A 24,951-nucleotide genomic window follows, 5' to 3' on the forward strand; every position below is an offset into this window, starting at 1 on the left:
ACAAATAGGCTTCCCGCCCCGTTTTGCCCCCCAGTCTTATACCCAGATTGGGCGGTTTTCTTGTGCTCATGCGCGCTCAGTCCGAACTTTCAGAGGATGCCGCACCCTACTGCGTGCGCGTCCGTCCGGCGGGATGGCCTAGCTAGCGAACCCGTATGCGTAGTGAGCGGGAGGTGGCTGAGTCGTGGCCGAGCGTCGTGCTCGATGTCACGCGCCAGCGCCAGTAGGTCGTCCCCGCGCTGCGGAAGGTCAGCCTCCTGGCGAACGAGCCGGTTGTCGAGGATCCCACACGCGTCACGTAGCTCCAGCGGCTTCCGTTGACGCTCTTCTCGAGGATGACGCTTGCGCGCGCGATCCGGCTGCCGTCGGGGCGCCGGGCCACGCCGGAGAGCGTCACCTGCGCGACGCCCCGCCTGCGAGTGACACTCACCGGAGCGGCAGGAGCGATGGACAGTCGTGCGGGCGTCATCACCGTGAACCCAACCGAGCCTTCGAGCACGTTGCCTGCCGCATCGATAGCCTGGTACGACACGGACCGTCGACCGGGCTGCGTGGTGAGGATTCCCGCGGTCGCCGTCGCGGCGTGCTGCCAGTCCTGCTGGTCGATTCTCCACATGATGCGTTCGACGCCTGACAGCTCGTCCGACGCGGTCAGAGTCACCAGCGCCGAGCCCTTGTAGATCGGCGCCGCCGTGCTCGGCACGCTCGGCTTGGTTCGGTCGATACGCACGAACACGACAGTGGCGGACTCTACGTTACCCGCCAGGTCCACCGACCAGAAGCGTATCGGCGTCTCGCCCTCGGTGTCGATGACCACGGGACCCGTGTATCGTGTGCTCGCCGCCGAACCGATGCCGATGTAGGTCGCGGCGAGGTCGTCGTCAGAGGCGCTGAGCGAAAGCGTGACGGTGCCGGAGGTCCAACCGGACGGGATACCGCTTGCAAACGTCACCGGCGCTGCGCTGTCACGCGCGTCGATCCGGAAGCGCGACACACCGGTCGAGGTGTTGCCAGCGATGTCTTCCGCCGTGAAATCGATACGGTGGTCGCCGATGGCGGTCAGAGAGATGGTGGCAGTCGTTCGGGGCACTTCGATGAGCGGTCCCCCGTCCACCCGGTAGGTGATGCGGCTGACTCCGGACAGGGGGTCGGTCGCAAGCAGCCGCACGTTCGCTTCGCCGATGTAGCGATCAAGGGCGTCGGAGGTGATGGTGGGGGCGGTCCGATCTATCCGCACGTCGGCGGCCTGAGGAGCCTCTGCGTTTCCGGAGGCATCAGTCGACCAGTAGGAGATCACGGTCACGCCTTCGCTGGACACGGAAAGCGGCGAGGAGTAGAGCGCTGCTGGTGCCGAAGCCAACCGATAGAAGGTGTCGGCGACGCCTGATCGGTCATCGGTGGCCGAGAGCGTCACGCTGACAGGGCCTTGACTCCAGTCTGCGGGTGCGAGAGAGGCCGAGGTGCGGGGGGCCGTGGTATCAGGCGGGGTCGCGGGAGGATACGGGGTCGCGGGAGGATAGATGGCGCGCGCTCCAGCAAGATCGCCGGCGCCCAAGACGCGCTGCAACTCACCAGAGCTGATGTATCCGTTCATCACTTCCTGCGAGGAGGTGGGCGTCGCGTTGTGGAGATCACTCAGGTGCAGCGCGTGCCCGAGTTCATGGAGGGCCACGCTCTGGATGTCGAAACCGCCTCCGACCGAACCGTTCACCCAGGTGTAGGAGCGGTTGAAGTCGATGTCGAACTCGGTGATGCGGTTGTAGCCGAGCGTGGCCTGCGTGTTGTAGAACCAGATGACGCACGTCGCCAGGTTCCCGCCGCTGACGTTCTGTCGCCAGCCGATGGAGTTGACGCCGTCGCCGTTGCCCGGCACAGAGCTCGTGGTGCCGCCGTAGGTGAAGTCGATGTCTGAGCCGGGGTCGGCCTCCCACGTGTTCGCCGCAGCTTGGATGGGGGTCTGCGCTCCCGACGGGGCATTGGTCGGGTTGAACCTCCAGGTCAGCGGCATATCCGACGTGTTCCATCTGTGGCCGGTGTAGATGTAGTCGGTGACTGCAGAAGCGCTGACGCCGCCCGTGCCCGAGACCACCATCGGTGCATCGGTGAGCTCAAGCACCGGTGCGTCCGGATCCTCAGTCGTCACGACGACGCGATCCGCGACGTCAAGTTCGGTGAACTCCTCCGTCAGCATTCCGCGTGCGCCCAGCGTGCCTCCCCGCATGGTGAACGTGCGCGTGCCGTCGCTCGTCGCAAGCGTGACGTCGGTCAGGATGGCGCCGCTCGAAGGCAGCGCGTAGGCTCGAATCGAGATCACAGTACCCACGATCGGCTGCTCGACCGCGTGTGCTGCGGTTGCCGAGACGAGGGCTGCGGAGAGCAGAGCACCCGTAAACAGCGCTGTCAGGCGCGTCAAGGCTCGAGACGGGGGACTCATGTCGGGGGCTTCCTTTGACGGCAGCGGGAATTTCGTTGGTACTCCGCATATCGGCAGACGCGCGTATCTCCGCAAGAGCGATGCCGTTATATTCGTGACGGCGCGCACAAGAGATAGAATCGCTTCTGGAGGGAGTAGACGTGATCATCGCGAGTTATCTCACAGAGGGCGGAGTCACCGGACACATCGAGTGGCGTGAGGGCCTGCTCTTCGCGAGCGGCACCGAGGTGCCAGCGGAGCACGTGCTCGCCTGGGATGCGCAGCAGCTGCTGGCGTGGGTGAATCCCGAGACGCGCGCTTGGGCGTACTCGCTCGTCCGCGCCGCACCGGTCGCTGCCGTGGTGGCGCCCGAGCCGCAGCCCGTGGTCGCCGCTCCGGCGCAGGGTGGCCAGCCAGGAACCCGGCTGGAGTTGCTCGCAGACATCCTCGCCACGATGGAGGGCTACCCGGCCTACACCGCGCGCTACGGTACCGACACGGACATCGCTCTCGATAACGAAGTGGCCCGCGCCGCCTGGGGGACGGGCAAGAAGTCGATCGAGTACTCCGCGCACATGAAGGCGGTCGAACCTGAGCGTGTGCTGTACTTCTTCGAGATCCTCAAGGAGAAGGGTTCGGGATTGAGCTTCGGCGGAGTCGAGACCGAGACCTACTCCACGTTCGGAGCGATGCGGTCGGGTACGACCAAGCAGGTCGTTGTCGGCCCCAACGGCGTTGCGATGGACGCGTCGTGGGACTACGGACAGACGCGGCGAATAGTCGAAGCGGTGTGTGCTCGTCACGGTTGGGTGCTCAAGGTCGTTTTGCGTCCCGGCAGCGCGAAGTACTGAGTCGGAGCCAGGCGTATTGCCGTCCGGCAGTGAATGGAGGCAGGGATGACTGACCAAGGACCGTACCGGCCGCCCCCAGGCTACGTCGAGCCCACGGAGCCCGGCGCTCCGGCACCGCCGCCGCCGAACCCCGCGGCACCACAGGGCTACACGCAGTCCCCCCAGCCGGGCTATGCGCCCACGCCGCCTCCGGCCAAGAAGCGCAACACCGGCGTCATCATCGCCGTCGTGCTGGCCGTCATCGCGTGCATGGTCGTGGCGTGCATCGGCACGGTTGTCATCAGTGTGTTCGGTGACCAGGCGAACACCCGCAAGGCCGTCGAGAGCGCCGAGGCGCATCTCGATGAAGCCACCGCAGAGCTTGAGGCATCGACCGCAGATCTCAGCGCCTTTCTTGAGGACGGCAACTCCGACTCGGAGGCGAAGGTGAGTCAGCAGATGCGGGCAACGCGAGACGATCTCGCAGCTGCGCGTGCCGTAATCGAGCCGCTTGAGGAGTCCGAGGGCAGGACCGCGTATCTCGGTTCGCTCGACGCTGCAACCGAGGCGGTCGACGGCGTGGAGACCATCCTGGGCACCGTCAGCGTCATCATGCGGCTCTCCGGTGAGGTGGAGCGTGGGGGCAAGAGTATCGGGGTGGGCAACGAGGCTCTCGACTCTGCCATCACCGCGGCTAACCGCAAGGACTTCACCACGATGAAGGCGAAGGCACGCGCTGCCGCCCGAGCGTATGCGGCCGGCATCACCATCTTCACCGCTGCGGACAAACTCGAGCCGGAGGCTGGGCTTCTCGAGGTGGTTGCCTACGCGAAGCTGAGAAAGCAGCAGGCCGAGATTATCGTGAAGATGGCCGACGAGGGTAGGGCCGGACGCCTTTCCAGCTACAACAAGCTCGTTGAGCAGCAGGCGGCTCTCGATAGCAAGGCCGAGAAGACCGGTACACCCGCCATCGTCAGCGATCCCACGTGGGCCGAAGGCCGGGTGGCAGAGCAGCAAAAGGCCATCGAGGAGGCGGCCAACAGGGCGGACGAGCTTCGGAAGCAGGCGCTCAAAGCGTTCGGTTTCGCCGAGTGATGTGAGCTGCTGCGCCCATCCGGTCAGATATCGATGGCGTCGGGCAGATCCCGCGGGTCGGAGAACCACTCCTGATCGAAGTCGCCCTGCGCGATCTTCGTGATGTCCTGACGGAGGTAGCGGCCCGTCGCTGACACGGCGACCGTGCCGTCGGCCAGGACGATCTCGCCTTCGCCTTCGAAGATGCGGCCGCGGTCGGCGGTGATGCGGGCGACGGCACGCACCGGAGAGTCGAGCGGCACCGGCCTGCGGAACCGAACGGCGAGGTCGACCGTCACCCCCCACGCGCTCGGGTCACTGATGCTGATGGCGCGACCCATGGTCTCGTCGAGGATCGTCGTGGCGACCCCGCCGTGCAGCCTGCCGGGATAGCCCTGATGGTGCTCGCAGGGCGAGAACTCGCCGATCAGGGAGCCGTCGTCGGTTTCGAAGAACCGCGCTGACAGCCCGCCGGGGTTCTCCAGCCCGCAGACGAAGCACATCCGGCTCACGTTCTGAGCGGCGGCGACCTTGCGCATCCAACACCTACTCGACATCATAGGACGGGATGGGACAGCTCATGATAGCGTCAACCGCGAAGCTACCGGGCCCTACTGACGGGGGAGGTAGCGAGTGGATGATTTTTAGCGAGCGGAAGGGCGCGTATGAACCCCGAGCAGCAGGTTCGAAGGTAGATGGCGATGCGTGGGCGCGAAGCGTTGGTCATGGTCGGAGCTGCCGCGGGGTTGTTCGTCTGCGCGGCGATGCTGGCTCAGCCGGGCGTTGCGCCGGCGGCGCCGGTTGCCGCAGCGGCCACGGTCTCGCGGCCACCGACCATCACCATAACCGCGGTCGGCGACCTCCTCTTCGACAGTGCGCCGAAACGGCTCATTCAGTCCTCGGGTGGCAAGGCGCCCTTCGCCGCTGTCGCGTCGCGCCTGAACAAGGCCGATGTCACCGTCGGCAACCTTGAGTGCGCCCTCTCGAACCGAGGCACTCCGGTGCCGGGAAAGGCCTTCACGTTCCGGGGTGACCCCCGCGCGGTCGACGGCCTGCGTTGGGCCGGATTCGATCTGCTCGCCCTCGGCAATAACCACGCGCGCGACTATGGCGATCTTGCGCTTCGCGACACGTTCGCCAACCTGGGCAGGGCCCGCATAGCCTACGCGGGAGCCGGAGTGAATCGCGCGGCCGCCTGGCGACCCGCGACCATCACGCGCAAGGGCGCCAAGATCGCGTTCCTGTCGTTCTCGCAGATTGGCCCGAGCACCTTTGCGGCGACGCCGAGCCGTTCAGGGACGCTCTATACCATGGACACCGCGGCGGTCAAAAGGGCCATCCGATCGGCTTCGACCCGCTCAGACTACGTGATCGTCTCGTTCCACTGGGGCGTCGAGAAGGAGTACTACCCGACCTCCCGTCAGGTGCGCGACGGTCGTGCCGCAATTGATGCGGGTGCTGACGTTGTGCTGTCCCATCACCCCCATCGCATCCAGGGTGTCGAGTACTACAAGGGGCGCCTGATCGCCTACTCGCTCGCCAACTTCGTGTTCTCGCCGGGAAGTGAGGGTGGGCGTGACACGATGATTCTGCACGCGACGCTCACTCCTAAGGGCGTGGTGCGCGCCACGGCCGAGCCCATCTACATCGGCGCTTACGGCAAGCCCGTTCCCGCGAAGGGCGCTACGGCGGATCGCATCATCGGCATCATCAAGCGGACCTCAGCCGCGCGTGGCACGCGCGTCGCGGTTTCGGGCACCACGGTTCGTCTGGCGCCACGCTAGCCGCCTGAAGCACGAACGGCGCGGTAGTTGCTCCCCGAAGACCACGCCGCGACTGGCGGCTGCCCCTACCGGCATAGGAGCACAGGCGATGAGCGTATGCCCCAAGGGCGCTTCGTGCGCCTTCTTCACCACAATCGAACCGAGCCTCGTCAAGCGGGTCAAGTACGCATCGGCGTACCCGTACTGCAAGGGTGGTCGTCACGCGGAGTGCTCGCTGTGGGCGCTCATGGCTGAGGGCCGCTCTGTGCCGATGGACCTGCTGCCTGACGGCTCTATCTCCGACTACCGCGCTTCCGGCCTACATGGTGCTCAGCCCCGCGGCGATGTGGGGGAGCGCTTCCTCGTCGTCGACGACTCCCCGGTGTTCGCTACGTTGGCCGCCAACTCCCTCAGGCAGTCGTATCCGGGGGCATCGGTCGTCGAGTGTCACTCGTTCATCGAAGCGGAGCCGTTGCTGAAGCAGGGGGGCCTCAGGCTGGTCGTCAGCGGCAATGGTCTGGGTGACGGCTATTCGGCGCTCGACGTTCGGCGCAACACCTCCGCGCCGATCGTGCTGTTCACGAGCGACGTTCCGTCTGAAGCGGACACGCCCGCTAACTCGCAGGTCGTCCTGAGGGCGGCCGGGCCTGCGATGCTACGGCAGGCAACGGACGCGCTCCTCGGGCTCTAGACGCACGGGGCTCGCGCCATCGCGAGGATTCTAGGAAGTGACGGCCAGCAGCCAGCCGCCCAGTCCCACCAGCAAGGCAGCCAGGAGCGCCGCGTATACCCACGCCTCCAGGTACCCTTTGCGCAACCTTTCGTACAGGCGGGCATTCTCCACGGCGACGGCGATGTGATTGCCCAGGGCTACCCCCAGCTCGAGATCGGCGGCCGTGAAGTGGCCGCCCCGCTTGTTGATGATCTCGAGCACACCGACCGGTTCGCCGTGACACGAAAGGGGGATGGCTAGCATGGTGCGCGTGACGTAGCCCGTGTCGGTGTCAGCAAGGCCAAGGTGGCGGGCGTCGGCCTGAACGTCGGCGATGATCTCGGGTGTGCAGGTGGCAAGGACGCTGCCTGCTATGCCCTCGCCGGGGACCATGCGCACGCGCTTCAGGGTGTCGGTTTCGTCGCCCAACGCGACCTCGAAGTACAGCTGCTTGCGGCGAGACTCCAGCAGCAGCAGGCTTGCGCGCTCGGCACCCACCAGCCGCGTCGATGCTTCGACCGCGCTGCGACGGATCTCGCGCGGGTCCAGCGTGGAGTTCACCAGTGCGGCAAGCTCGACGAGTTCGCGCAGCTGCGTGTCGAGCCGTTCCTCGGGCGTCACTGGTCCCACCCCCTCGGCCGCATGCGGGTGAACGGTCGCGTGAGGCGGCCCAGGGTCGCCAGCAGGCGGGTGAGCACGGAGAGCCCGAAGAGCAGCATGCCCAGCCCGAGGTAGTTCGTTCCGCCCCGCGCGCCGGCCAGCTCTGACAGGTCGACGAGGATCTCGTCGCCGGCCGCAAGCGTGATGGTGGCTCCGGTCGAGCCGATGGCAACCTTCTTGACCTGGCCCGTCATCGACGGGACGCCTTTGTCGAGCGTCCGTTCCAGCACGGGCGCGAGGGGTGACCCGGAGGGCGCCTCCTCAGCCAGGGCCACTGACGGCGCCACCAGCACGAGGGCCAGGGCCAGTGTGATCGTGGCGAATCTGCGGCGAGGAGAGCTCATCGGGACCGTGCTCGCTTTCGGTGGCGCGATAGGGCGTGTCCTCAGCTCTATCGGCACTCAGGGACTCACCATTGACTCGCCGGTGATATTCGTCACATATCGTCTGCTGGGGACGCCGGACCCTATTCAGACACGCATCCATGCTATCCTTCACGCGTCCACACCCCTTCCCAGCCGCTGCGAGGACCCGCTTCATGTGTCCCGATCCGTCCGACGAACGACTGCTCGCAGACCCGCCGGAGCATCCCGAAGAAGCCTGCGGCGTATTCGGCGTGTTCGCTCCCGACGAGGATGTCGCGCGCCTGACCTACTTCGGTCTGCACGCCCTGCAGCACCGCGGTCAGGAGAGCGCCGGAATCGCCGTGGGCGACCATGAGACCGTCACCGTCACCAAGAACCACGGGCTTGTCTCCCGGGTCTTCAAGGAGAGCGATCTCGACTCCCTGACCGGCGACGTCGCCATCGGGCACACGCGCTACTCGACGACCGGCTCCTCGTTGAGCTGGGAGAACGCTCAGCCGCATCTGTCGACCATCGGGCGGCAGGTCATCGCGCTGGCCCACAACGGCAACCTCGTGAACACCCGCGTACTGCGAGACGAGTTGCACGGGCGCGGGATCCGCTTCCGCTCGACCACCGACTCCGAAGTCATCGCGACGCTCATCGGGACGTTCACTCAGCAGTACCACCACATCCGAGACGGTATCCGCGAGACGATGAAGCTGATCAGCGGAGCCTATGCGGTCGTTCTGGTCACCGAGGAAGCGCTCTACGCGTTTCGGGACCCGCATGGCGTGCGGCCGCTTGTGCTCGGTGCGCTGCCGGATGACGCCGGCTGGGTCGTGGCGAGCGAGACGTGCGCGCTCGACATCGTCGGCGCGCGGTTCGTCCGTGACGTCGCACCCGGGGAGTCGATCAAGATCTCGGCGAACGGGGTGGAGGCGCAGCAGGCCGTGGTGCCGGAGCAGCCGTCGCTGTGCATCTTCGAGTTCGTCTACTTCGCCAGGCCCGACTCAGAGATGTATGACTGCTCGCTCTACGAAGCACGCCACCGCATGGGTGAGGCGCTTTCTCAGGAGGCCGCCGTCGAAGCCGATCTGGTCATCGGCGTGCCCGACTCGGGTGTACCTGCCGCGGTGGGATACGCCCAGGGTAGCGGCATTCCCTTCGGCGAGGGGCTCGCCAAGAACCGCTACGTCGGGCGCACCTTCATCTCGCCGTCTCAGATGCTTCGGCAGCAGGGGATACGCCTGAAGCTCAATCCGCTCAAGCACGCGATCAAGGGCAAGCGTCTCATCGTGGTCGATGACTCCATCGTGCGCGGCAACACGACCCAGAAGCTCGTCGCACTGCTGCGCGAGGCCGGCGCCACCGAGGTTCACATGCGGATCACCTCGCCGCCGGTGGTGTGGCCGTGCTTCTACGGCATCGATACCGACACGCAGGAGCAGCTCATCGGTTGCTCGCACACGGTGGAGCAGATTCGCGAGCACATCGGTGCGGACTCGCTCGCATACCTGTCGCTTGATGGTCTCGTCTCGGCTACCGGGCAACCCAAGGACCGCTTCTGCCTCGCGTGCTTCGACGGCAAGTACCCGATTGAGATTCCGGTCAGCGTGCGCGATGGCAAACTCGCGCTAGAGAGCTGCGGGTAGTGCGCAAGGCGCCCTACGTTTGGTTCTCGCTCGCGGTGCTTGCGCTGATGATAGGCAAGGTGCTGCTGGCTCGGTGGATGACGCTCGGGCACGTTGGGGGCACCGGAGTCGCAGGCGACCTGCTTCTGCTGCTCGCCGCGGTGGCACTCGCATCTGCGCTGCCGCCGCGGGCGTCGCGCTGGACGCTCCTGCTCATCGACGCGGTGGTCTCGTTCCTTCTGTTCGCGACGGTCATCTACACCCGGTACTTCGACCAGGTTCCCAGTCTGCTGATATTCACCGTTGTGGGTCAGCTCGGCGATGCGGCCGACAGCACGGGTGAGATGCTGCGTCTGAGTGACCTCTTGTTCGTCATCGACCTCCCGGTCATCGCCGCCTTCGCTGCGCGCAGGTCCCTGCCGGATGTCTCGGCGAGAGTACGACGCGCAGCCGCCATCCTCGGAGTCGTGGCGTTGGCCGGCACGATCGCCGTCGCCACGCTGGCATCGCGACTGCCGCAGCCCGTTGATGGCCGGGCCGTGGCGTATCGGTGGGGCGTGCTGATGTACGAGGTCTCGACCCTGATACCTCAGCCCGCGGCCTCGGCGCAGTACGCTGCCGTCGGCGGCAGCAGTGACCTCCAGCGCAGGATCGATGAGCTGTCTCGTCGCCAGTGGCTGGGGCGCGTTCCCGGGGCGCCTGAGCGGGGCTCGTTTGCCGGGGTCAACGTCATCGTCGTGCAGGTGGAAGCGCTGCAGACGGGCCTGCTCGGCGCGCGCGTGAACGGTCAGCCGGTCATGCCGAATCTGGAGCGCTTCGCGGCTCGCAGCTGGTACTTCCCCAACACCATCGCCCAGATCGGCAAGGCCAACACGGCTGATGCCGAGTTCGTTGCCAACACCTCGCTCTACCCGGCCATCGAGTCGCCGACGCCGGTCGCATACGGCGAGAAGGAGATACCGTCGCTGCCGCGCCTGCTCGCGGCCCGCGGTTATGACACGTTCACGATGCACACGAACGATGTCCGATTCTGGAATCGCATCCAGCTGTACCCGGCACTCGGGTTCGACCGCTACTACGACGATGACTTCTTCGGTCGCGCGGACGTGACCGGCTACGGCGCGAGCGACCGCGTGCTGTTTGACAAGGCGCTCCCTGAACTTGAGCGGGCGGCTGCGGCGGGTCCGTTCTACGCGCAGCTGGTGACCCTTTCGGGCCACCATCCCTTCGAAGGGGTCGCCGAGCGCAGTACGTTGCGGTTGCCGGCTGATGTGGCCGAGACCGAGACGGGTCGCTACCTGAAGGCTCAGTCGTACGTGGACGATGAGATAGGTCGCTTCTTCGTGGGGCTCGAGCGCGCCGGCCTGCTCGAGAACTCGATCGTTGTGGTGTACGGGGACCACTGGGGCATGAAGCTGCCCGCTGCCTCTGAAGTGGAGCGACACCTGCGCGAATCGCTCTACGGCCGCCCGTACAACCGCGCGGACTTCTACAGCGTGCCACTGCTGGTGCACGTTCCCGGACAGACGCGCGGTCGAGTGGAGAACACCGCGCTGGGCTTCGTCGACATCATGCCGACGGTCGCCGATCTGGTCGACCTCGACCTTGGTTCGGTCATCCATTTCGGGCGCAGCGCCTTTGAGCGCACGCCCACGCTGCTCACGAAGGGCGGGGCGATCGACCTGTACGCCGACGACGACATCATCTATATGGCCGGGCTGACCGACAGCGAGAACCTCGCGTTCTCGACGCGCACGAAGGAGCCCACGACACCCGTCGAGCCGGACGACATGGCGAACGTGGCGAAGCTGTTCGTGCTGTCCGCACTGTACGTTGACTCGCTCCCTGCGCGTGCCGGAGCTACCGAGAGCGGTGGGTTCGTGCCCACACGGCCCACGGTCCCGTCGCCGTAGCCGCCGGACCGCATACGCCGTCCGACTGATAGAATCGCCTCGCGACGCGACCGACGGGTGTCGCGCAACCTCGACCGGGAGCCCTTCATGAGCGACGAGCCTCGCCAGCCCATCACGTACCGGGAAGCAGGCGTCGATACCGCCGAGGGCGCACGCGCCGTCGATCGGATACGTGAGAGCGTCCGGAGCACCTATCGCCCCGAGGTCATCGGGGACATCGGTGGCTTCGGCGGCATGTTCTCGGCCGCGGCTCTCAAGGGGATGGACGACCCGGTGCTCGTCTCGGGTACCGATGGTGTGGGCACGAAGCTGGTGCTGGCACAGCTGCTGGGGAAGCACGAAACCGTCGGCATCGACCTGGTGGCGATGTGCGTGAACGACATCCTCGTGATGGGTGCCGAGCCGCTCTTCTTCTTGGATTACATCGCTATCGGCCGGCTGGACTCGCAGCTTGTGGAGTCCGTCGTGGCGGGCATCGCCGAGGGTTGCCGACAGGCTGGCTGTGCGCTGGTCGGTGGCGAGATGGCCGAGCATCCCGACGTTATGGAGCCCGGCGACTACGACCTATCGGGCTTCTGCGTGGGCGTGGTCGACCGACCGAAGGCCATCGACGGCACGACGGTCGCGCCGGGAGACGTGATACTCGGGCTCGCGTCAAGCGGCCTGCACAGCAACGGCTTCTCGCTCGTGCGGCGTGCGCTTGTCACCGGACGGGAGGCGGAGCTCTTGGTCACGCGCGTGGACCTGGGCGGCAGGACTCTCGGCGAGGCGTTGCTCGACCCGACCCGCATCTACGTGCGGTCGGTGCTCGATCTGCTCGCCTCCGGTACGCGGGTCAAGGCGATGGCTCACATCACCGGCGGCGGCATCACCGAGAATCTGGACCGCTGTCTGCCACAGGGCGTCGATGCACTCGTGCACCGCGGGTCGTGGCGCGTGCCCCGCGTTATCGAGACGGTCGTCGAGGCCGCGGGACTGCCCGAGGATGAGGCGTACCGGACCTTCAACATGGGCATCGGTTTTGCGCTCGTTGTGGATTCCAAGGATGCTGCTGACATCGCGGTGGCGCTGCGCGCAGCCGGCGAGACGGTCTACGAGATCGGCGAGATCGTCGCGGGCGAGGGGCGCGTGAGGTACCGGTGAGCCAACTGCGACTCGGCGTCCTGATTTCGGGTTCCGGCTCCAACCTCCAGGCGATCATCGATGCAAGCGAGGCCGGCGAGCTGAATGCGGCTGTCGCGGTAGTGATCTCCAGCAGGGAGGACGCGTACGGTCTGGAGCGCGCGCGCCGGCACGGCATCGAGGTGGTTTGGGTGGACCGCAGCGCGTGTCCCGACGCATCCGGCTTCAACGCAGCCATCCGAGACGAACTCAAGGCCCGCGGTGTGGACCTGGTCGTGATGGCGGGTTACATGCGGCTGCTGGGGGTCGAGGTGCTCGATGCCTATCCTCTGCGGGTGGTGAATCTACACCCCGCACTCCTCCCGAGCTTCCCGGGCGCCCACGGCATCAGCGACGCGTTTGAGCACGGCGTCAAAGTCACCGGTGTCACGGTGCACTTCGCCGATGAGGTCTTCGATCGAGGGCCGATCATCGCCCAGGAGGCCGTAGCCATCGCTGAAGACGATACGGTCGAGTCACTCGAGGCCAAGATCCACGAGGTCGAGCACCGCTTGTATCCGGCAGCCCTGCAACTCATCGCGCAGGGTCGCGTGCGGGTTGAAGGACGCAAGGTCCACATCGATCCACCGATGCCGGAGGCGTGAGGTGGACATCCTCACCGCGATAGGACTGGCCCTGCCCGCCGGGCTGAACGCCTACATCCCGCTCCTGGGTCTGGCTCTGGCACAGCGCTTCGGGGTCCTCTCGCTTGCGCAGCCGTGGGACACCCTCGGCCAGTGGTGGGTGATCGCACTCGTCTCGGTGCTGCTCCTGGTCGAGGTGTTCGCCGACAAGATTCCGGCCGTCGATCATGTGAACGATGCGATCCAGACGGTCGTTCGGCCTGCGGCCGGCGCGGTGGTCGCGGTTGCGGCGAGCGGGCAGGCTGGCGAGAACTACCCCATCGTCATGGTGGCGCTCGGGGTCATCCTTGCTGGCGGAGTACATGTGGCCAAGGCCAGTGCCCGCCCGATCATCAACGCCACGACGGGAGGGACCGGGGCGCCGGCGGCAAGCACCGTCGAAGATGTCGTCTCGGTCGTCTCGACAGCGCTCGCCATCTTCATCCCGATCCTGGTGCTGGGCGTCATGGGCTTCTTCGCCTGGCTTGCGTGGCGATTCACCCGTGGCCGTACGCGCGGGCGTACGCGGCTTCCCGACGCATAGACACCCTGATATATTCACAACCTGCGCCGCAATCATGCGGGGTAGTCTCATCCAACAAGGGGAAGGAGCTCGCATGTCGATTTCGACTCGCACAGCTCTCGCACTGGCGCTTGCCGCCGTGCTCGCATTCGGGGTTATCGGCTGTGCTGCGCCGCAGGAGCCCGCAACGGGCGAGGATCCGGCTGCCGAGGCCACGACCGTCAAGATCGGTTTCGCTGCTCCGTTGACCGGCGACAACGCGGTCTACGGACAGGGCATGCAGCGCGCTGTGCAGCTGGCCATCGATGAGGCCAATGCGTCCGAAGAAGCCAAGGCCAAGGGCATGACGTTTGAGATTCGCGCGGGGGACGACGCGGGCGATCCGAAGCAGGCGGTCAACGTGGCCAACGCACTCGCCGGCGACGATAGCGTCATCGGCGTGGTCGGACACTTCAACTCCGGCTGCTCGATTCCGGCAGCGCCGGTCTACGAGGCTGTGAAGCTTGCCATGGTCACGGTGTCCTCGAACCCGCAGCTGACCGCCACCGGGCTCACCAACGTGAACCGCATCGTGGCCAAGGACGACGCCCAGGGTGGGTTCGCCGCCACGCTCGCGAATGAGCTCGGCTTCAAGACGGTCGCCGTCATCGACGACGCGACCCCGTACGGCCAGGGTCTGGCGGGCGAGTTCGAGAAGGCCTTCAGGGGGGCTGGCGGTGAGGTCGTGGCGACCGAGCGCATCCAGCCCAAGGAGGTCGACTTCTCGGCCCTGGTGACCAAGATCAAGGGCCTTGCCCCTGACGCCGTCTACTACGCCGGTGCGCACACCGAAGGCGCTCTCATCACCAAGCAGATGAAGGAGGCCGGGCTTAACGTACCGGTCATGGGCGGCGACATGCTCTTCACGCCCGAGTACATCAAGATCGCCGGCGCGAAGAACGCTGAGGGCGACATCGCCACCGCGCTTGGACTGCCGCTGGAGCAGCAGCCGAAGGGCGCCGAGTTCCTGGCCAAGTACGAGGAGAAGTTCGGCGCGGCACCGGAGGCCTACGACTCCTACGCCTACGACGCTGCGCGCATCATCATCAACGCCGCATTGGCCACTGATGCGAACCGGTTCAACACGCTTGATGCGATTCGCACGGGAACCCTCGCGGATGGCGTCACCGGTGTGGTTGAGTTCGATTCCAACGGCGACAACAAGCAGCAGATCATCTCGGCGTACCGCGTCGAGGGCGGGGAGTGGAAGCAGATTCTGAAGTAGCACCACCACGCGCACCAGGTTCATGAGCCCGGCCCCGTTCGCCCAGCGCGAGCGGGGCCGGTTTGTGCCACAGCTCGAGTATGCGAGTAACAGTCGGCGCGCGCTGCGGACGTCACGCTACAATGTCGGCACTTCTCGCCCGTGTCGTCGCTTCCAGGGGGTCGTCTTCATGTCTGAATCCGTCATCCGCCGCGCACTCGTCTCGGTGACCGACAAGTCCGGCGTCGTCGAGTTCTGTCGAACGCTGTCCACCGAGTTCGGCGTCGAGATCGTCTCGACCGGCGGCACCGCCAAGGCCCTCGCGGAAGCCGGCGTGCCCGTTCGCCCCATCGATGACCTCACCGGCTTTCCGGAGATGATGGACGGCCGCGTCAAGACGTTGCACCCGCGGGTGCACGGTGGCCTGCTCGCCCGGCGCGACGTGCCGGCCCACATGGCCGCCGCCGACGAGCACGGCATCGGCATGATCGACCTCGTGTGCGTGAATCTGTACGCCTTCGAGGCCACCATCGCCAAGCCCGGAGTCACCGAGGAAGACGCCATCGAGAACATCGACATCGGCGGCCCCTCGATGCTGCGCAGCGCGGCGAAGAACTTCGCGTCCGTCACGGTCGTGACCGACCCCGGATGCTATGAGAGCGTGCTGGCGGAGATGCGCGCCAACGGCGGTGCGACGACGCTTGAGACGCGGCGTGCGTTCGCCACCGAGGTGTTCCGCACCACGAGCGCCTACGACTCCGCTATCTGGATGTACCTATCGGACTACCGCGCCACCGAGTTCCCGCACGAGGTGCGATTCCGCCTCGAGAAGGTCCAGGACCTTCGCTATGGCGAGAACCCGCACCAGGACGCGGCGTTCTACCGCTTCATGGACGCCAGACCGCATACGCTTGCGCACGCCGAGCAGCTACAGGGCAAGGAGCTCAGCTACAACAACATCCTCGATACCGACGCGTGCTGGACCGCTGTGCGCGAGTTCTCCCAGCAGCCCGCGGTGGTCATCGTCAAGCATACGAATCCGTGTGGTACCGCGATCGGCGAGGACATCGTAGCGGCGTATCAGCGCGCACACGACGCCGACCCGATCAGCGCGTTCGGCGGCGTGATGGCATTCAACCGCACCGTGCCCGCGGCCCTCATCGAGGCGATCTATGCGAACGGCCAGTTCGTGGAGGTCATGATCGCTCCCGACTTCGAGGACAGCGCGCTCGAGCTGCTCGCCCAGAAGCCGAACATCCGCGTGCTCAAGACGGGCGGAGTGCGCGCCGTCGGCGGTCACTACGAGAGCCGCGCTGTCGAGGGTGGCATGCTCGTGCAGGAGAGCGACACGGTCGTGGAGGATCCGGCGACGTTCACCGTCCCCACGAAGCGTCAGCCGACGCCCGAGGAGATGGAGCAGCTCCTGTTCGCGTGGCGCGTGTGCAAGAGCGTGAAGAGCAACGCGATCCTGCTGGCCAAGGACTTCGTGAGCGTCGGCGTGGGCGCGGGGCAGATGAACCGCGTGAACTCCGCGCGCATCGCGTGCGAGGCGGCCGGCGAGAAGGCCGTCGGGGCGGTAGCCGCGAGCGACGCGTTCATGCCGTTCCCGGACTCGCTCGAGGTCTGCGCGGCAGCCGGCGTGACCGCTGTCATCCAGCCAGGTGGCTCGGTACGGGACGCCGAGGTCGTCGCGAAGGCCGACGAGCTGGGCGTGGCGCTGGTCTTCACCGGGCACCGCCACTTCAGGCACTAGCGGACTGCCCGGTGCTGTGACCGAGCCCCATCTCACGCTGGCGCCCGCGTCTAAGCGCGGGTGGTTCGGGGACCACCGGCGGGGAACGCTCGGTTAATCCTGTATTATGTACGGGCAGGGAGAGCCCGGTGTGGGGTTCGGGGGGTGACGTGAGTCTTCGTACGAGGACGATATTGGTGGTCGGCCTTACCATGGTCGTCGCCTTCGCCGTCCTGTTCGCGGGCGCGGTCGGGGTACTGACCTCTCGCTACGTTGAGCTCGAGGAGAGTAGTGCCAAGCGATGTGCTCAGCGTGCAGCAAGGGCGCTCGCGGACGAGCTCAAGCGTATCGAGAACATGGCTGCGCTGCTGGCGGTGAACGACACGACTCACCGCTTCATGATCGAGCGCGATCCCGTTCTCCTCGCCGACGACTTCGGCGAATCCGCGCTCGTGCTCCACGGAGCGGACTTCGTCGTCCTCATCGACGAGGGCGGTCAGGCCGCGCATCACGACTCGTTCGATCTCGATGCGGGCGCGAGGGTCCCAGCCGCTGATGGACTGGTCCGCGAGATCGAGTCGGCCCGCATGCTCCGCACGCCCGCGGGCTCCAGCGGGGCGGTCAAGGGCCTCATGCGGCTTCCCGGTGGCATCGCCTTAGTCTCCGCGAATTCGATCATCTCAAGTGAAGCTTCGGCGGTCCCATCAGGGACGCTCGTGCTGGGACGCTACCTGGATGAGCCGGAGGTCGAGCGGATATCGGACGCGGCAGGGCACGACATGAATGTCGTCGATCCGCCGACGGAGGCGCCGCAGGCCAAGGGCGAGACCCCCGACCACATCAGGGCCGTATGGTGGGAGTACCCCGACACGAAGACGATGTGGTCGAACCTGCTCGTGGAGGATGTCTACGGAGAGCCGCTCGTCCAGCTTCAGCTGGTACTGCCAAGAAATGCCCGGGCGAGCATGCAGCCGGCGATCGCGATGTCGGGTGGTTCCCTTGCTCTGGCGTGTCTGCTGGCCACACTGGCGATGTTTCTGGTGATCGACCGGTCGGTGATCGATCCGCTGTCCCGCATCTCAAGACAGGTGCGCGCGATCGGGTCCCACGGTGACAGTTCACGACGGATCGATTACACGGTCGGCGGCGAGTTGGGCCAGTTGGCCGAAAGCGTGAACGGCATGCTCCTGTCGCTCGAGTCGGCCGAGGACGAGCTTCGCCGTTCCCGCGACGATCTTGAAGTCCGGGTCGAGCAACGTACGCATGATCTGCACCTCTCCGATGCCCGCCATCGTGAACTCCTCGAGCGTCTGGCCGACGCGGTCTTCTCGGTGGACCTCGAGGGATGCATCACGCTTGTGAACGAGCGGGCCGTCGGACTGACCGGGCGCCCCCGAGCCGAGCTCGTGGGAACGCCGTTCGTCGACCTGATCACCGCTGGTTCGGCACGTGATGTCGAGAGGCACCTGGGCGGGGCACCTGAGCAGGGCAAGACATGGACGGTCGAGGCGCAGTTGATCGCGACCGGCAGGAATCCGGTGCCGGTGGAACTGCGCGCGGCACCGTTCGCGGATGTCGACGGCATCGTGGTGGGTACCCAGTGGATCGCCCGCGATGTGACGGAGCGGCAACGCTACGAGGTGCAACTCGTCCACCTGGCCACCCACGACGCGCTCACGGGGCTCGCCAACCGCCGCTCGTTCGAGACGGCCCTCGAGCTTGAGCTGGCCGAGGCGATGCGAGGGGGTCAGCACGGTGCGGTGGTCTGGCTGGACCTCGATGACTTCAAGGACGTCAACGACACGCTGGGGCATGCCGCCGGTGACGAGGTGCTCCAAAGGCTTTCAGCCGTGTTGTCGCGCGCCACGCGCGATTCGAACGCGCTGGCACGGGTGGGCGGTGACGAGTTCGCCGTCCTGTTGCCCAGAGTGACTCGTGATGAGGCGGAGGCCGCAGCAGAGAGGATCCTGTCGTCGATTGTTGCTCACACCTTCGCGGTCGGCGATCACTCACTGAGATTGGGTGCGAGCGTCGGCGTCGTCTTCTTCCCCGAGAACGGGTCGACGGTGCAGGAGGTCTTGTCGAACGCGGACGCTGCGATGTACCACGCGAAGGAGGGCGGCCGTTCGATGGTGTGGGTGAGCCGCGCCGACGGGCGCGACGAGCAGCTGCACGTGTCCCGGATGCAGTGGAACGAACGGATCACTTCCGCACTCGAGAATGACGCGTTCGTCGTCTACGCCCAGCCGATCCTCGACCTGCGAAGCGGAGAGGTCGCCCGCCACGAGCTGCTCGTTCGGATGCAGCGCGAGGATGAGGGTCTGTACCCGCCGTCGGACTTCCTGCCGGTCGCTGAGCGGCTGGGGCTCATCACCGAGATCGACCGCTGGATGCTGCGGCGTGCCATAACGATCCTCGAGAGGAACGACCCGGTCATGCACGCGCTGGAGGTCAACTTCTCGGCGAAGGCCTTCGGGGACCGTGACCTCGTGGGACTCGTCGCACGGGAGCTTGACCGCTCGGGCATCGATCCAAGCAGGCTGGGTTTCGAGATCACCGAGACCGCGGCGATATCCGACATCTCGCGGGCGCAGTGGTTCATCCGGAGCTTGAAGGAGCTGGGGTGCCGCTTCTCGCTCGACGACTTCGGGACGGGCTTCTCCTCGTTCTACTACTTGAAGCACCTGCCCATCGACTGCCTCAAGATCGACGGAAGCTATGTGCGGGGGCTCGCGCAAAGCGAGGAGGACCGTTGCCTCGTGAAGGGTATCCGCGAGATGTGCGTCGGCTTGGGCGTCGAGGTGCTTGCCGAATGCGTCGAGGACAAGGAGACCCTCGAGGTGGTCACTTCGCTTGGTCTGGACTACGCCCAGGGCTTCCACGTGGGCCGTCCCGCTCCGGCTGTGACGCAGGAGTCAGCCGAGGGATGAGGGCGCCCCTCGCCAATAATCGACGCTCAACGGGACCCACAGCACATGCTGCTCGCTGTCGCTGGTGAACGGCATGCAACCGCACCGTGCCCGCGGCCCTCATCGAGGCAATCTATGCGAACGGCCAGATCGTGGAGGTCATGCGGTGGCTGCAAGCGACGCGTTCAGGTCGTTCCCGGATTCGCTCGAGGTCTGCGCGGCAGCCGGCGACCCCCGGAGAGGGGGTCTGGATGACGCGAGGCACCGGAAGTAGCGGACCGCGGCTGTGGCTGGATCCCGCTTCCCCTCGTGGGTGGTTTGGCGGTCGCTCGATCATCGCCGAGGAGCCGATCGACGTGCGGGCAGGGGTCTCGCTGGCCGAGGCGGCTGCCGCGCTCGGCGCTGAGTTCGCCGGCAACGGCACCGGGCTCACCGCCGTGCTGGCCGGATATGCCGGCTCGTGCACGGTCGTGAAGTTCGCCCGCTGGGGTGAGCCGCAGCGGGGTGCGCGGGTGCCTGAGCCCGAGGCAGTCTGTGCGCTCGACGACGCTGGCTGGGACACATCGCCCCGCGCGTTTCGGTCCGGGGTAAATGCTGTTCGCGATCGGATCGCCGCTGGTGACGTGTACGTCCTCAACCTGACCGCACGACTGGAAGGCGTTCTTCGTGCGGACTGCCCCGACACGGCCTTCGTGACCCTGCAGTCTCGGTGCGCGGCGGACATGGGTGCGTTGGTGGTCGGACTGCCGGGTCAGACGCCGTGGATCGCGAGTGTCTCGCCCGAGCGTTTCGTGCGTGTGCGACGCGAGGGCCTCGATGCGTCGGCAGCGCTCAGCGTCGAGATCCAGCCGATCAAGGGCACGCGACCTCGGGGTGCTACTCCGCAGGCAGACGCGGACTTGGCGGCGGAGCTCGCGTCCGACCCCAAGGAGCGAGCAGAGCACGTCATGGTGGTCGACATGGAGCGCAACGACCTCGGCGTGTGCTGCATACCGGGTAGCGTTCACGTCGAGCCTCTGTACGAGGTGGTCACGACGCCCTACTGCCACCAACTCGTGTCCACCGTGCGCGGCACGCTACGGGCCGACGCGACGGTCGTCGACGTGCTCGAGGCGTGCTTCCCGTGTGGATCGGTCACCGGGGCGCCGAAGCGAGCGGCGATGCGGCTCATCGATGAGCTCGAGGCGGGTGCTCGCCGTGTCTATTGCGGTGCGCTGATCGTTGCGATGCCCGGCGAACTCGATTCGTCGGTGCTTATTCGCACGCTCGAGGGCCTGGGGGACTCCGGTCGCGCGTCGTGGGGGTCGGGCGCTGGAATCACCCATGACTCGGACCCCGCGGCGGAATACCTGGAAGTGCTGCTCAAGGCCTCGCCGGTCACCGGAGACACGGCTCCGGAAACCGCGTTGCGCGAGACGATGCGGGTCGTAGGGGCGAGCGTGCCGCTGCTGGACCGGCACCTAGCGCGCCTCGCGCGCGGTGGCGCGGGGCCCAGCGTGCTCGCTGACGTGCGGGTGGCGGTGGCGGATCAGCTCGCAACGCCTGACGCGCTCGTCGAGCCTGCGCGTCTCGGCGTGACGGTGACGCCGGACGGAGCGGTGAGTGCCGGGCTCACGCACGAGCCGTCCTCGCTCGCGGTTGAAGAGGGAGTGCGCTTCGCGGCCATCGAGGTCGAGGCGCCTCCCGAGCTGCCGAGGGGCGCAGCCAAGCCGGCAAGCCGTCGCTATTGGGACCGAGCGCACCGCAGCGCCCGGCTCGCGGGCGCCGATCAGGCGGTGCTGCACACGGGCGGCGGCGCGCTCATCGACGGCTCAACGGCATCGGTGTGGCTTGTGCGCGACGGCAGGCTTGCTACTCCGGTGGCGCCGCCGGCGGTGGGCGGGGTGTGTCGCGAGCTCGTCTTCGATGTGGCGGCAGCGCTCGGCGTGGTCGCGGAGGAACGCGAGCTGACGTTGACCGACCTCGATGCGGCGGACGAGGTCTGGTTCAGCAACGCGTACGGGGGGTTCGTGGCTGCGCGCGGTCGCGGTGGTGCCGTGGGGGAGCGCGTCGCGCACGAGGTCGAGGCGACGTTCGGCGGCCCGGAAGACGTGCGAGCAGCGTGCCCTACCGACGCTTCGCCGTAGAGAACGGCACCGGCGGCGCCTGGATGCCCTCCTCGGAGAAGCGGCGCGCGAGTCGTCTGATGAACTCGTGGCGCACGCCGATGCGCTCGGGGTAGGTCCGGCAGCGCAGCGACACGTTGAGCACGGCGGCCGGCGGTGTGAGATCGGCGAAGCGCGCCCCCGGCTCTGAGCACTTCACAGCACCCTCGCACTCGGCGATGACCTCGCGTGCCACTTCGAGCGCAATGCGCTCGACCGCGTCGGGGTCACCGGCTGAAGCGAACGCCACGGGCACGACCAGCACGAACTCGCCCACGGTGGAGTAGTTGACCACGGTGGCGCGCGCCAGCACCGAGTTCGGCACGATGGCGATGTCGTTGGTGGGTTGCTGCACGAGGGTGTTGCGCCACGTGACATCGAGCACGGTGCCCTCTTCACCCGTTTCAAGGCGGATGAAGTCGCCGGGCTTGATCTGGCGAGATGCGAGCAACTGGACGCCGCTGAAGACGTTCTCGAGGGTCGGCTGCAGCGCCAGGCCTACCGCCAGACCGCCGACGCCCAGCGCGGTGACCAGCGGGGCGACCGACACGCCCAGCGTGCCGAGCAGCGAGATGATTCCGATGAGCCAGATGGCCGCACGCGTCAGGTTCACGAAGATCGAGCCGCTGGGCAGGGGCACATCCTCGCGTTCGGTGACTGCGCGCACGACGCGGCTGGCGATGCGGGCAGAGAACGCGGTGACGACGACGATCGCCAGCGAGACGAAGGCGCGGTCGAACGTGCGCCGCATCGCGGGATCGAGCTGCAGCATGCGCTCGAGCGCCCACAGGCCAACGAGCGCACCGATGGCGGTGGGGGCTCCGCGCAGGCCCGCCGCAAGCTGGGCAAGCGTCGAGGAGCCAGCCGCCTTGGCCCGCGCGGTGACGACACGCATAAGCAGGTAATCGGCGAGCAGCCCTGCGGCGACGCACGCGATGAACACGGCGATCGCCTCGGGCGCGGCCAAGATAGTCTCGAGCACGGATCACCCTCCTTCCCGCGGCTATGCTATCACCGAATGTGCGTGCGTTGACCGACCCCGATGCGGCGGCTAGACTATCGTCTGCTCCGCGCCTGAACGCGAGAGCCGGGCCGATGCCCGTAGGTTCAGACCGGGCCGTTAGCTCAGTTGGTAGAGCAGGGGACTTTTAATCCCAAGGTCGTAGGTTCGAAACCTACACGGCCCACCACATATCGCCCCCATCGTCTAGTGGCCAAGGACTCCGCCCTTTCAAGGCGGCAACAGGGATTCGAATTCCCTTGGGGGCACCACAAATCCTCAGGTCAGAGGGGGTACGGCCTCCGATTTGTTGCCCGATTTGGTGCCTGATCGCACACGATGCTCCCGTTGCTCTCAGCTTGCTTCTGAGACGCAAATTCTACTTGGTTGAGCAGCGCTACGCGCCCCTGCGTGATCCGATATGGGACAAATAAAATAGCAGTTGAGTCCAAGTGCTGTACTATATGTCCCATGAGAGAGCCAAGTGACAACGCGCTTGCTGTAGCCGAGGCCATCTTCGCCGCGCATGAAGGAGTCATGCGCACGGGTGAAGCGCTCGAGGCCGGCATACACCGGCGAACCCTGTACTGGATGAGGGATCACGGGAAGCTTGAGACCCTGAGCAGGGGCGTGTTCATTCTCGCCTCGGCGCCGCTTCCTGAGAGTCCGGATGTCGCTGCGGTCATGCGCCGCAGCCCCAAAGCAGTCCTGTGCCTCGTGAGCGCTCTGGAGTATCACGGCATCGGCACGCAGATACCAAGTGCCGTGCAGATCGCACTGCCACGCAACGTGACGCCTCCCAAGTTCAGCTACCCGCGGGTGCAGGTGTTCAGCATGAGCGACGCAGCGTTTCGGGCCGGCGTGGAGGAGCACTCGATGGCGGGGGCGCAGTTTCGCGTGTATGGGGTCGCCAAGACCGTGGCCGACTGCTTCAAGTACCGCAACAGGATCGGCTTCGACATCGCGATGGAGGCACTTCAGGAAGTCGTGAGGAAGCGGGCCGCCACGCCTTCAGAGATCATGGAATTCGCGCGTATCGACAAGGTCGAGTCCGTCATCTCTCCCTACATGGCGGCACTCCTGTGACCACCGATACCCCGACGAACCTCCCCGCATCGGTCCGTGCCCGCCTGAGGAACAAGGCCGACGAGATTGGCCTCGACTTCAACCAGGTGCTCCAGTACTACGCGATGGAGCGCTTCTTGTACCGCCTCTCCAAGACCAAGTGGGCGGATTGCTTGATCGTCAAGGGCGCGGCGATGCTTCGCGTCTGGGACGGTGCGGTGGCTCGGCCGACCAGAGACATCGACTTTCTCGGGCGCATCGAGAACTCGCCCGAGGCCGTTGCCGCGATGGTGCGGGAGTGCCTCGCCGTCGAGTCAGCCGACGGTGTCGAGTTCTCCGCCGATGTGGCCGTCGAACCCATCACCATCGAGGATCGGTATCCAGGAGTGCGTGCGCTCGTCGAAACCAGATTGGCGGGCGCACGGATGCGTCTCCAACTCGACATCGGCGTCGGGGACATCGCCGTACCTGAGCCCGGATGGGTGGATTACCCGACGCTGCTGGACATGGACGCGCCACGCATCCTCGCGTACCAGCCCGCGACTGCGATAGCCGAGAAGTTCGAGACCATGATCAGCAAAGGGCTCCTGAACAGCCGCATGAAGGACTACTACGACATCTGGATGCTCTCGCACTCCGTCATCTTCGACGGCGGCGAGATGGTAGACAGCATTGCGGCGACCTTCGGGCGGCGCGGTACCGATGTGCCCACTGTTCGACCGGCCGTGCTTTCCGACGACTATGCGAAGCGTCCGGAGAGGATGACGCAGTGGGCGGCCTTCGTATCACGACTCCGAGTGTCGGGAATCGAAGCGCCCGACAGTCTCGTCGAGGTCGTCGACGACATCAACGGATTCATCATGCTGCCTGCCGCCGCAGCGGCAGCCGGACAGCCGTTCAGTCAGAAATGGGTGCCGGGCAAGAGTTGGTCGTGACGATCATCGTCAACGGCAGATATCTCGGACTCTGACGACGGCTCGCAGACGCTGCGCTCGGCGGTCTGTACGCCAAGCATTCCAGCGCACTCGCGGGGTTCGGAATCGTACGGGCAGCACGCCCCGGATTTGTCGCCCAAATACATGGTGACTATTGAATAGTCACAAGCGCAATTAGGATACGAATTCCCTTGGGGGCACCATAAAACCGCAGGTCAGAGGTTTGCGAATCCCTGTCGCGTGCTTGAAATCCAGCACCAAATCGTGCCCTCT

The 24,951-nt window shown here is 66.2% G+C and carries 20 protein-coding genes and 2 tRNA genes; 17 read left to right on the top strand and 5 right to left on the bottom strand.

The annotated features are described in order from the left end of the window. Positions 1-142: 142 nt before the first annotated feature. Positions 143-2,434: a hypothetical protein gene (locus U1E26_06250; protein ID MDZ4169241.1), complete on the bottom strand. Its 2,292-nt coding sequence runs from the start codon at positions 2,432-2,434 to the stop codon at positions 143-145. A 140-nt stretch (positions 2,435-2,574) separates the two neighbouring features. Here U1E26_06250 and U1E26_06255 point away from each other — a divergent pair, with 140 nt between their 5' ends. Together U1E26_06255 and U1E26_06260 are read left to right on the top strand one after the other, a co-directional pair. Next, positions 2,575-3,264 (top strand): hypothetical protein, encoded by a 690-nt coding sequence (locus tag U1E26_06255; GenBank protein ID MDZ4169242.1) that lies wholly within the window; start codon positions 2,575-2,577, stop codon positions 3,262-3,264. 45 nt (positions 3,265-3,309) lie between these two features. Next, the gene (locus U1E26_06260) at positions 3,310-4,338 is read left to right on the top strand and encodes a hypothetical protein (GenBank protein ID MDZ4169243.1); all 1,029 of its coding nucleotides are present in this window, start codon (positions 3,310-3,312) and stop codon (positions 4,336-4,338) included. A 23-nt stretch (positions 4,339-4,361) separates the two neighbouring features. Here the strand turns inward: U1E26_06260 and U1E26_06265 are convergent, their stop codons facing one another. Then, positions 4,362-4,856, bottom strand: a complete 495-nt coding sequence (locus U1E26_06265) for a PaaI family thioesterase (protein MDZ4169244.1) — start codon at positions 4,854-4,856, stop codon at positions 4,362-4,364. A 156-nt stretch (positions 4,857-5,012) separates the two neighbouring features. Here U1E26_06265 and U1E26_06270 point away from each other — a divergent pair, with 156 nt between their 5' ends. Then, the gene (locus U1E26_06270) at positions 5,013-6,101 is read left to right on the top strand and encodes a CapA family protein (GenBank protein ID MDZ4169245.1); all 1,089 of its coding nucleotides are present in this window, start codon (positions 5,013-5,015) and stop codon (positions 6,099-6,101) included. Between the two features lie 88 nt (positions 6,102-6,189). Beyond that, positions 6,190-6,771: a hypothetical protein gene (locus U1E26_06275; protein MDZ4169246.1), complete on the top strand. Its 582-nt coding sequence runs from the start codon at positions 6,190-6,192 to the stop codon at positions 6,769-6,771. A gap of 30 nt (positions 6,772-6,801) precedes the next feature. Here the strand turns inward: U1E26_06275 and U1E26_06280 are convergent, their stop codons facing one another. After that, positions 6,802-7,413, bottom strand: coding sequence for a GAF domain-containing protein (locus U1E26_06280; GenBank protein ID MDZ4169247.1), 612 nt, complete (start codon positions 7,411-7,413; stop codon positions 6,802-6,804). Continuing rightward, the gene (locus U1E26_06285) at positions 7,410-7,796 is read right to left on the bottom strand and encodes a hypothetical protein (GenBank protein MDZ4169248.1); all 387 of its coding nucleotides are present in this window, start codon (positions 7,794-7,796) and stop codon (positions 7,410-7,412) included. The genes U1E26_06280 and U1E26_06285 overlap by 4 nt, the downstream gene beginning before the upstream one ends. A gap of 194 nt (positions 7,797-7,990) precedes the next feature. Between U1E26_06285 and purF the strand changes: the two genes are divergently transcribed. The 9 genes from purF (at position 7,991) to U1E26_06330 (ending at position 21,660) form a co-directional block, all read left to right on the top strand. Next, positions 7,991-9,451, top strand: a complete 1,461-nt coding sequence (gene purF / locus U1E26_06290) for an amidophosphoribosyltransferase (GenBank protein ID MDZ4169249.1) — start codon at positions 7,991-7,993, stop codon at positions 9,449-9,451. Then, the gene (locus U1E26_06295; GenBank protein MDZ4169250.1) at positions 9,451-11,343 is read left to right on the top strand and encodes an LTA synthase family protein; all 1,893 of its coding nucleotides are present in this window, start codon (positions 9,451-9,453) and stop codon (positions 11,341-11,343) included. Before purF ends, U1E26_06295 begins: the two co-directional genes overlap by 1 nt. Positions 11,344-11,430: 87 nt before the next feature. Next, on the top strand, positions 11,431-12,486 hold the full coding sequence (purM, locus tag U1E26_06300) for a phosphoribosylformylglycinamidine cyclo-ligase (protein MDZ4169251.1): 1,056 nt from the start codon (positions 11,431-11,433) through the stop codon (positions 12,484-12,486). Beyond that, on the top strand, positions 12,483-13,109 hold the full coding sequence (gene purN, locus U1E26_06305) for a phosphoribosylglycinamide formyltransferase (protein ID MDZ4169252.1): 627 nt from the start codon (positions 12,483-12,485) through the stop codon (positions 13,107-13,109). The genes purM and purN overlap by 4 nt, the downstream gene beginning before the upstream one ends. A gap of 1 nt (position 13,110) precedes the next feature. Beyond that, a complete protein-coding gene (locus U1E26_06310) occupies positions 13,111-13,671 on the top strand; it encodes a DUF4126 domain-containing protein (protein ID MDZ4169253.1) in 561 nt (186 codons plus the stop codon). Positions 13,672-13,744: 73 nt separating this feature from the next. Continuing rightward, positions 13,745-14,914 carry a branched-chain amino acid ABC transporter substrate-binding protein gene (locus U1E26_06315; GenBank protein ID MDZ4169254.1) on the top strand — a complete coding sequence of 390 codons (1,170 nt, stop codon included), beginning with the start codon at positions 13,745-13,747 and terminating at the stop codon, positions 14,912-14,914. Between the two features lie 169 nt (positions 14,915-15,083). Then, positions 15,084-16,646, top strand: coding sequence for a bifunctional phosphoribosylaminoimidazolecarboxamide formyltransferase/IMP cyclohydrolase (purH, locus tag U1E26_06320; GenBank protein MDZ4169255.1), 1,563 nt, complete (start codon positions 15,084-15,086; stop codon positions 16,644-16,646). A gap of 176 nt (positions 16,647-16,822) precedes the next feature. Beyond that, positions 16,823-19,555 carry an EAL domain-containing protein gene (locus tag U1E26_06325; GenBank protein ID MDZ4169256.1) on the top strand — a complete coding sequence of 911 codons (2,733 nt, stop codon included), beginning with the start codon at positions 16,823-16,825 and terminating at the stop codon, positions 19,553-19,555. Between the two features lie 230 nt (positions 19,556-19,785). Continuing rightward, positions 19,786-21,660 (top strand): bifunctional anthranilate synthase component I family protein/class IV aminotransferase, encoded by a 1,875-nt coding sequence (locus tag U1E26_06330; protein ID MDZ4169257.1) that lies wholly within the window; start codon positions 19,786-19,788, stop codon positions 21,658-21,660. Here the strand turns inward: U1E26_06330 and U1E26_06335 are convergent. Then, complete coding sequence (locus U1E26_06335; protein ID MDZ4169258.1) at positions 21,641-22,660, bottom strand: mechanosensitive ion channel family protein; 1,020 nt, start codon at positions 22,658-22,660, stop codon at positions 21,641-21,643. The two genes, U1E26_06330 and U1E26_06335, sit on opposite strands and share 20 nt — an antisense overlap. A gap of 132 nt (positions 22,661-22,792) precedes the next feature. Between U1E26_06335 and U1E26_06340 the strand changes: the two genes are divergently transcribed. From U1E26_06340 to U1E26_06355, 4 genes are all read left to right on the top strand, one after another. Beyond that, positions 22,793-22,868 (top strand) — tRNA-Lys (locus U1E26_06340). A 6-nt stretch (positions 22,869-22,874) separates the two neighbouring features. Continuing rightward, a tRNA-Glu gene (locus U1E26_06345) sits at positions 22,875-22,950 on the top strand. Between the two features lie 199 nt (positions 22,951-23,149). Next, the gene (locus tag U1E26_06350; protein ID MDZ4169259.1) at positions 23,150-23,764 is read left to right on the top strand and encodes a type IV toxin-antitoxin system AbiEi family antitoxin domain-containing protein; all 615 of its coding nucleotides are present in this window, start codon (positions 23,150-23,152) and stop codon (positions 23,762-23,764) included. Next, positions 23,761-24,678 carry a nucleotidyl transferase AbiEii/AbiGii toxin family protein gene (locus U1E26_06355; GenBank protein ID MDZ4169260.1) on the top strand — a complete coding sequence of 306 codons (918 nt, stop codon included), beginning with the start codon at positions 23,761-23,763 and terminating at the stop codon, positions 24,676-24,678. The genes U1E26_06350 and U1E26_06355 overlap by 4 nt, the downstream gene beginning before the upstream one ends. Positions 24,679-24,951: the final 273 nt, after the last annotated feature.

Source organism: Coriobacteriia bacterium (assembly GCA_034370385.1).
In the GTDB taxonomy this organism is placed as follows: domain Bacteria; phylum Actinomycetota; class Coriobacteriia; order Anaerosomatales; family PHET01; genus JAXMKZ01.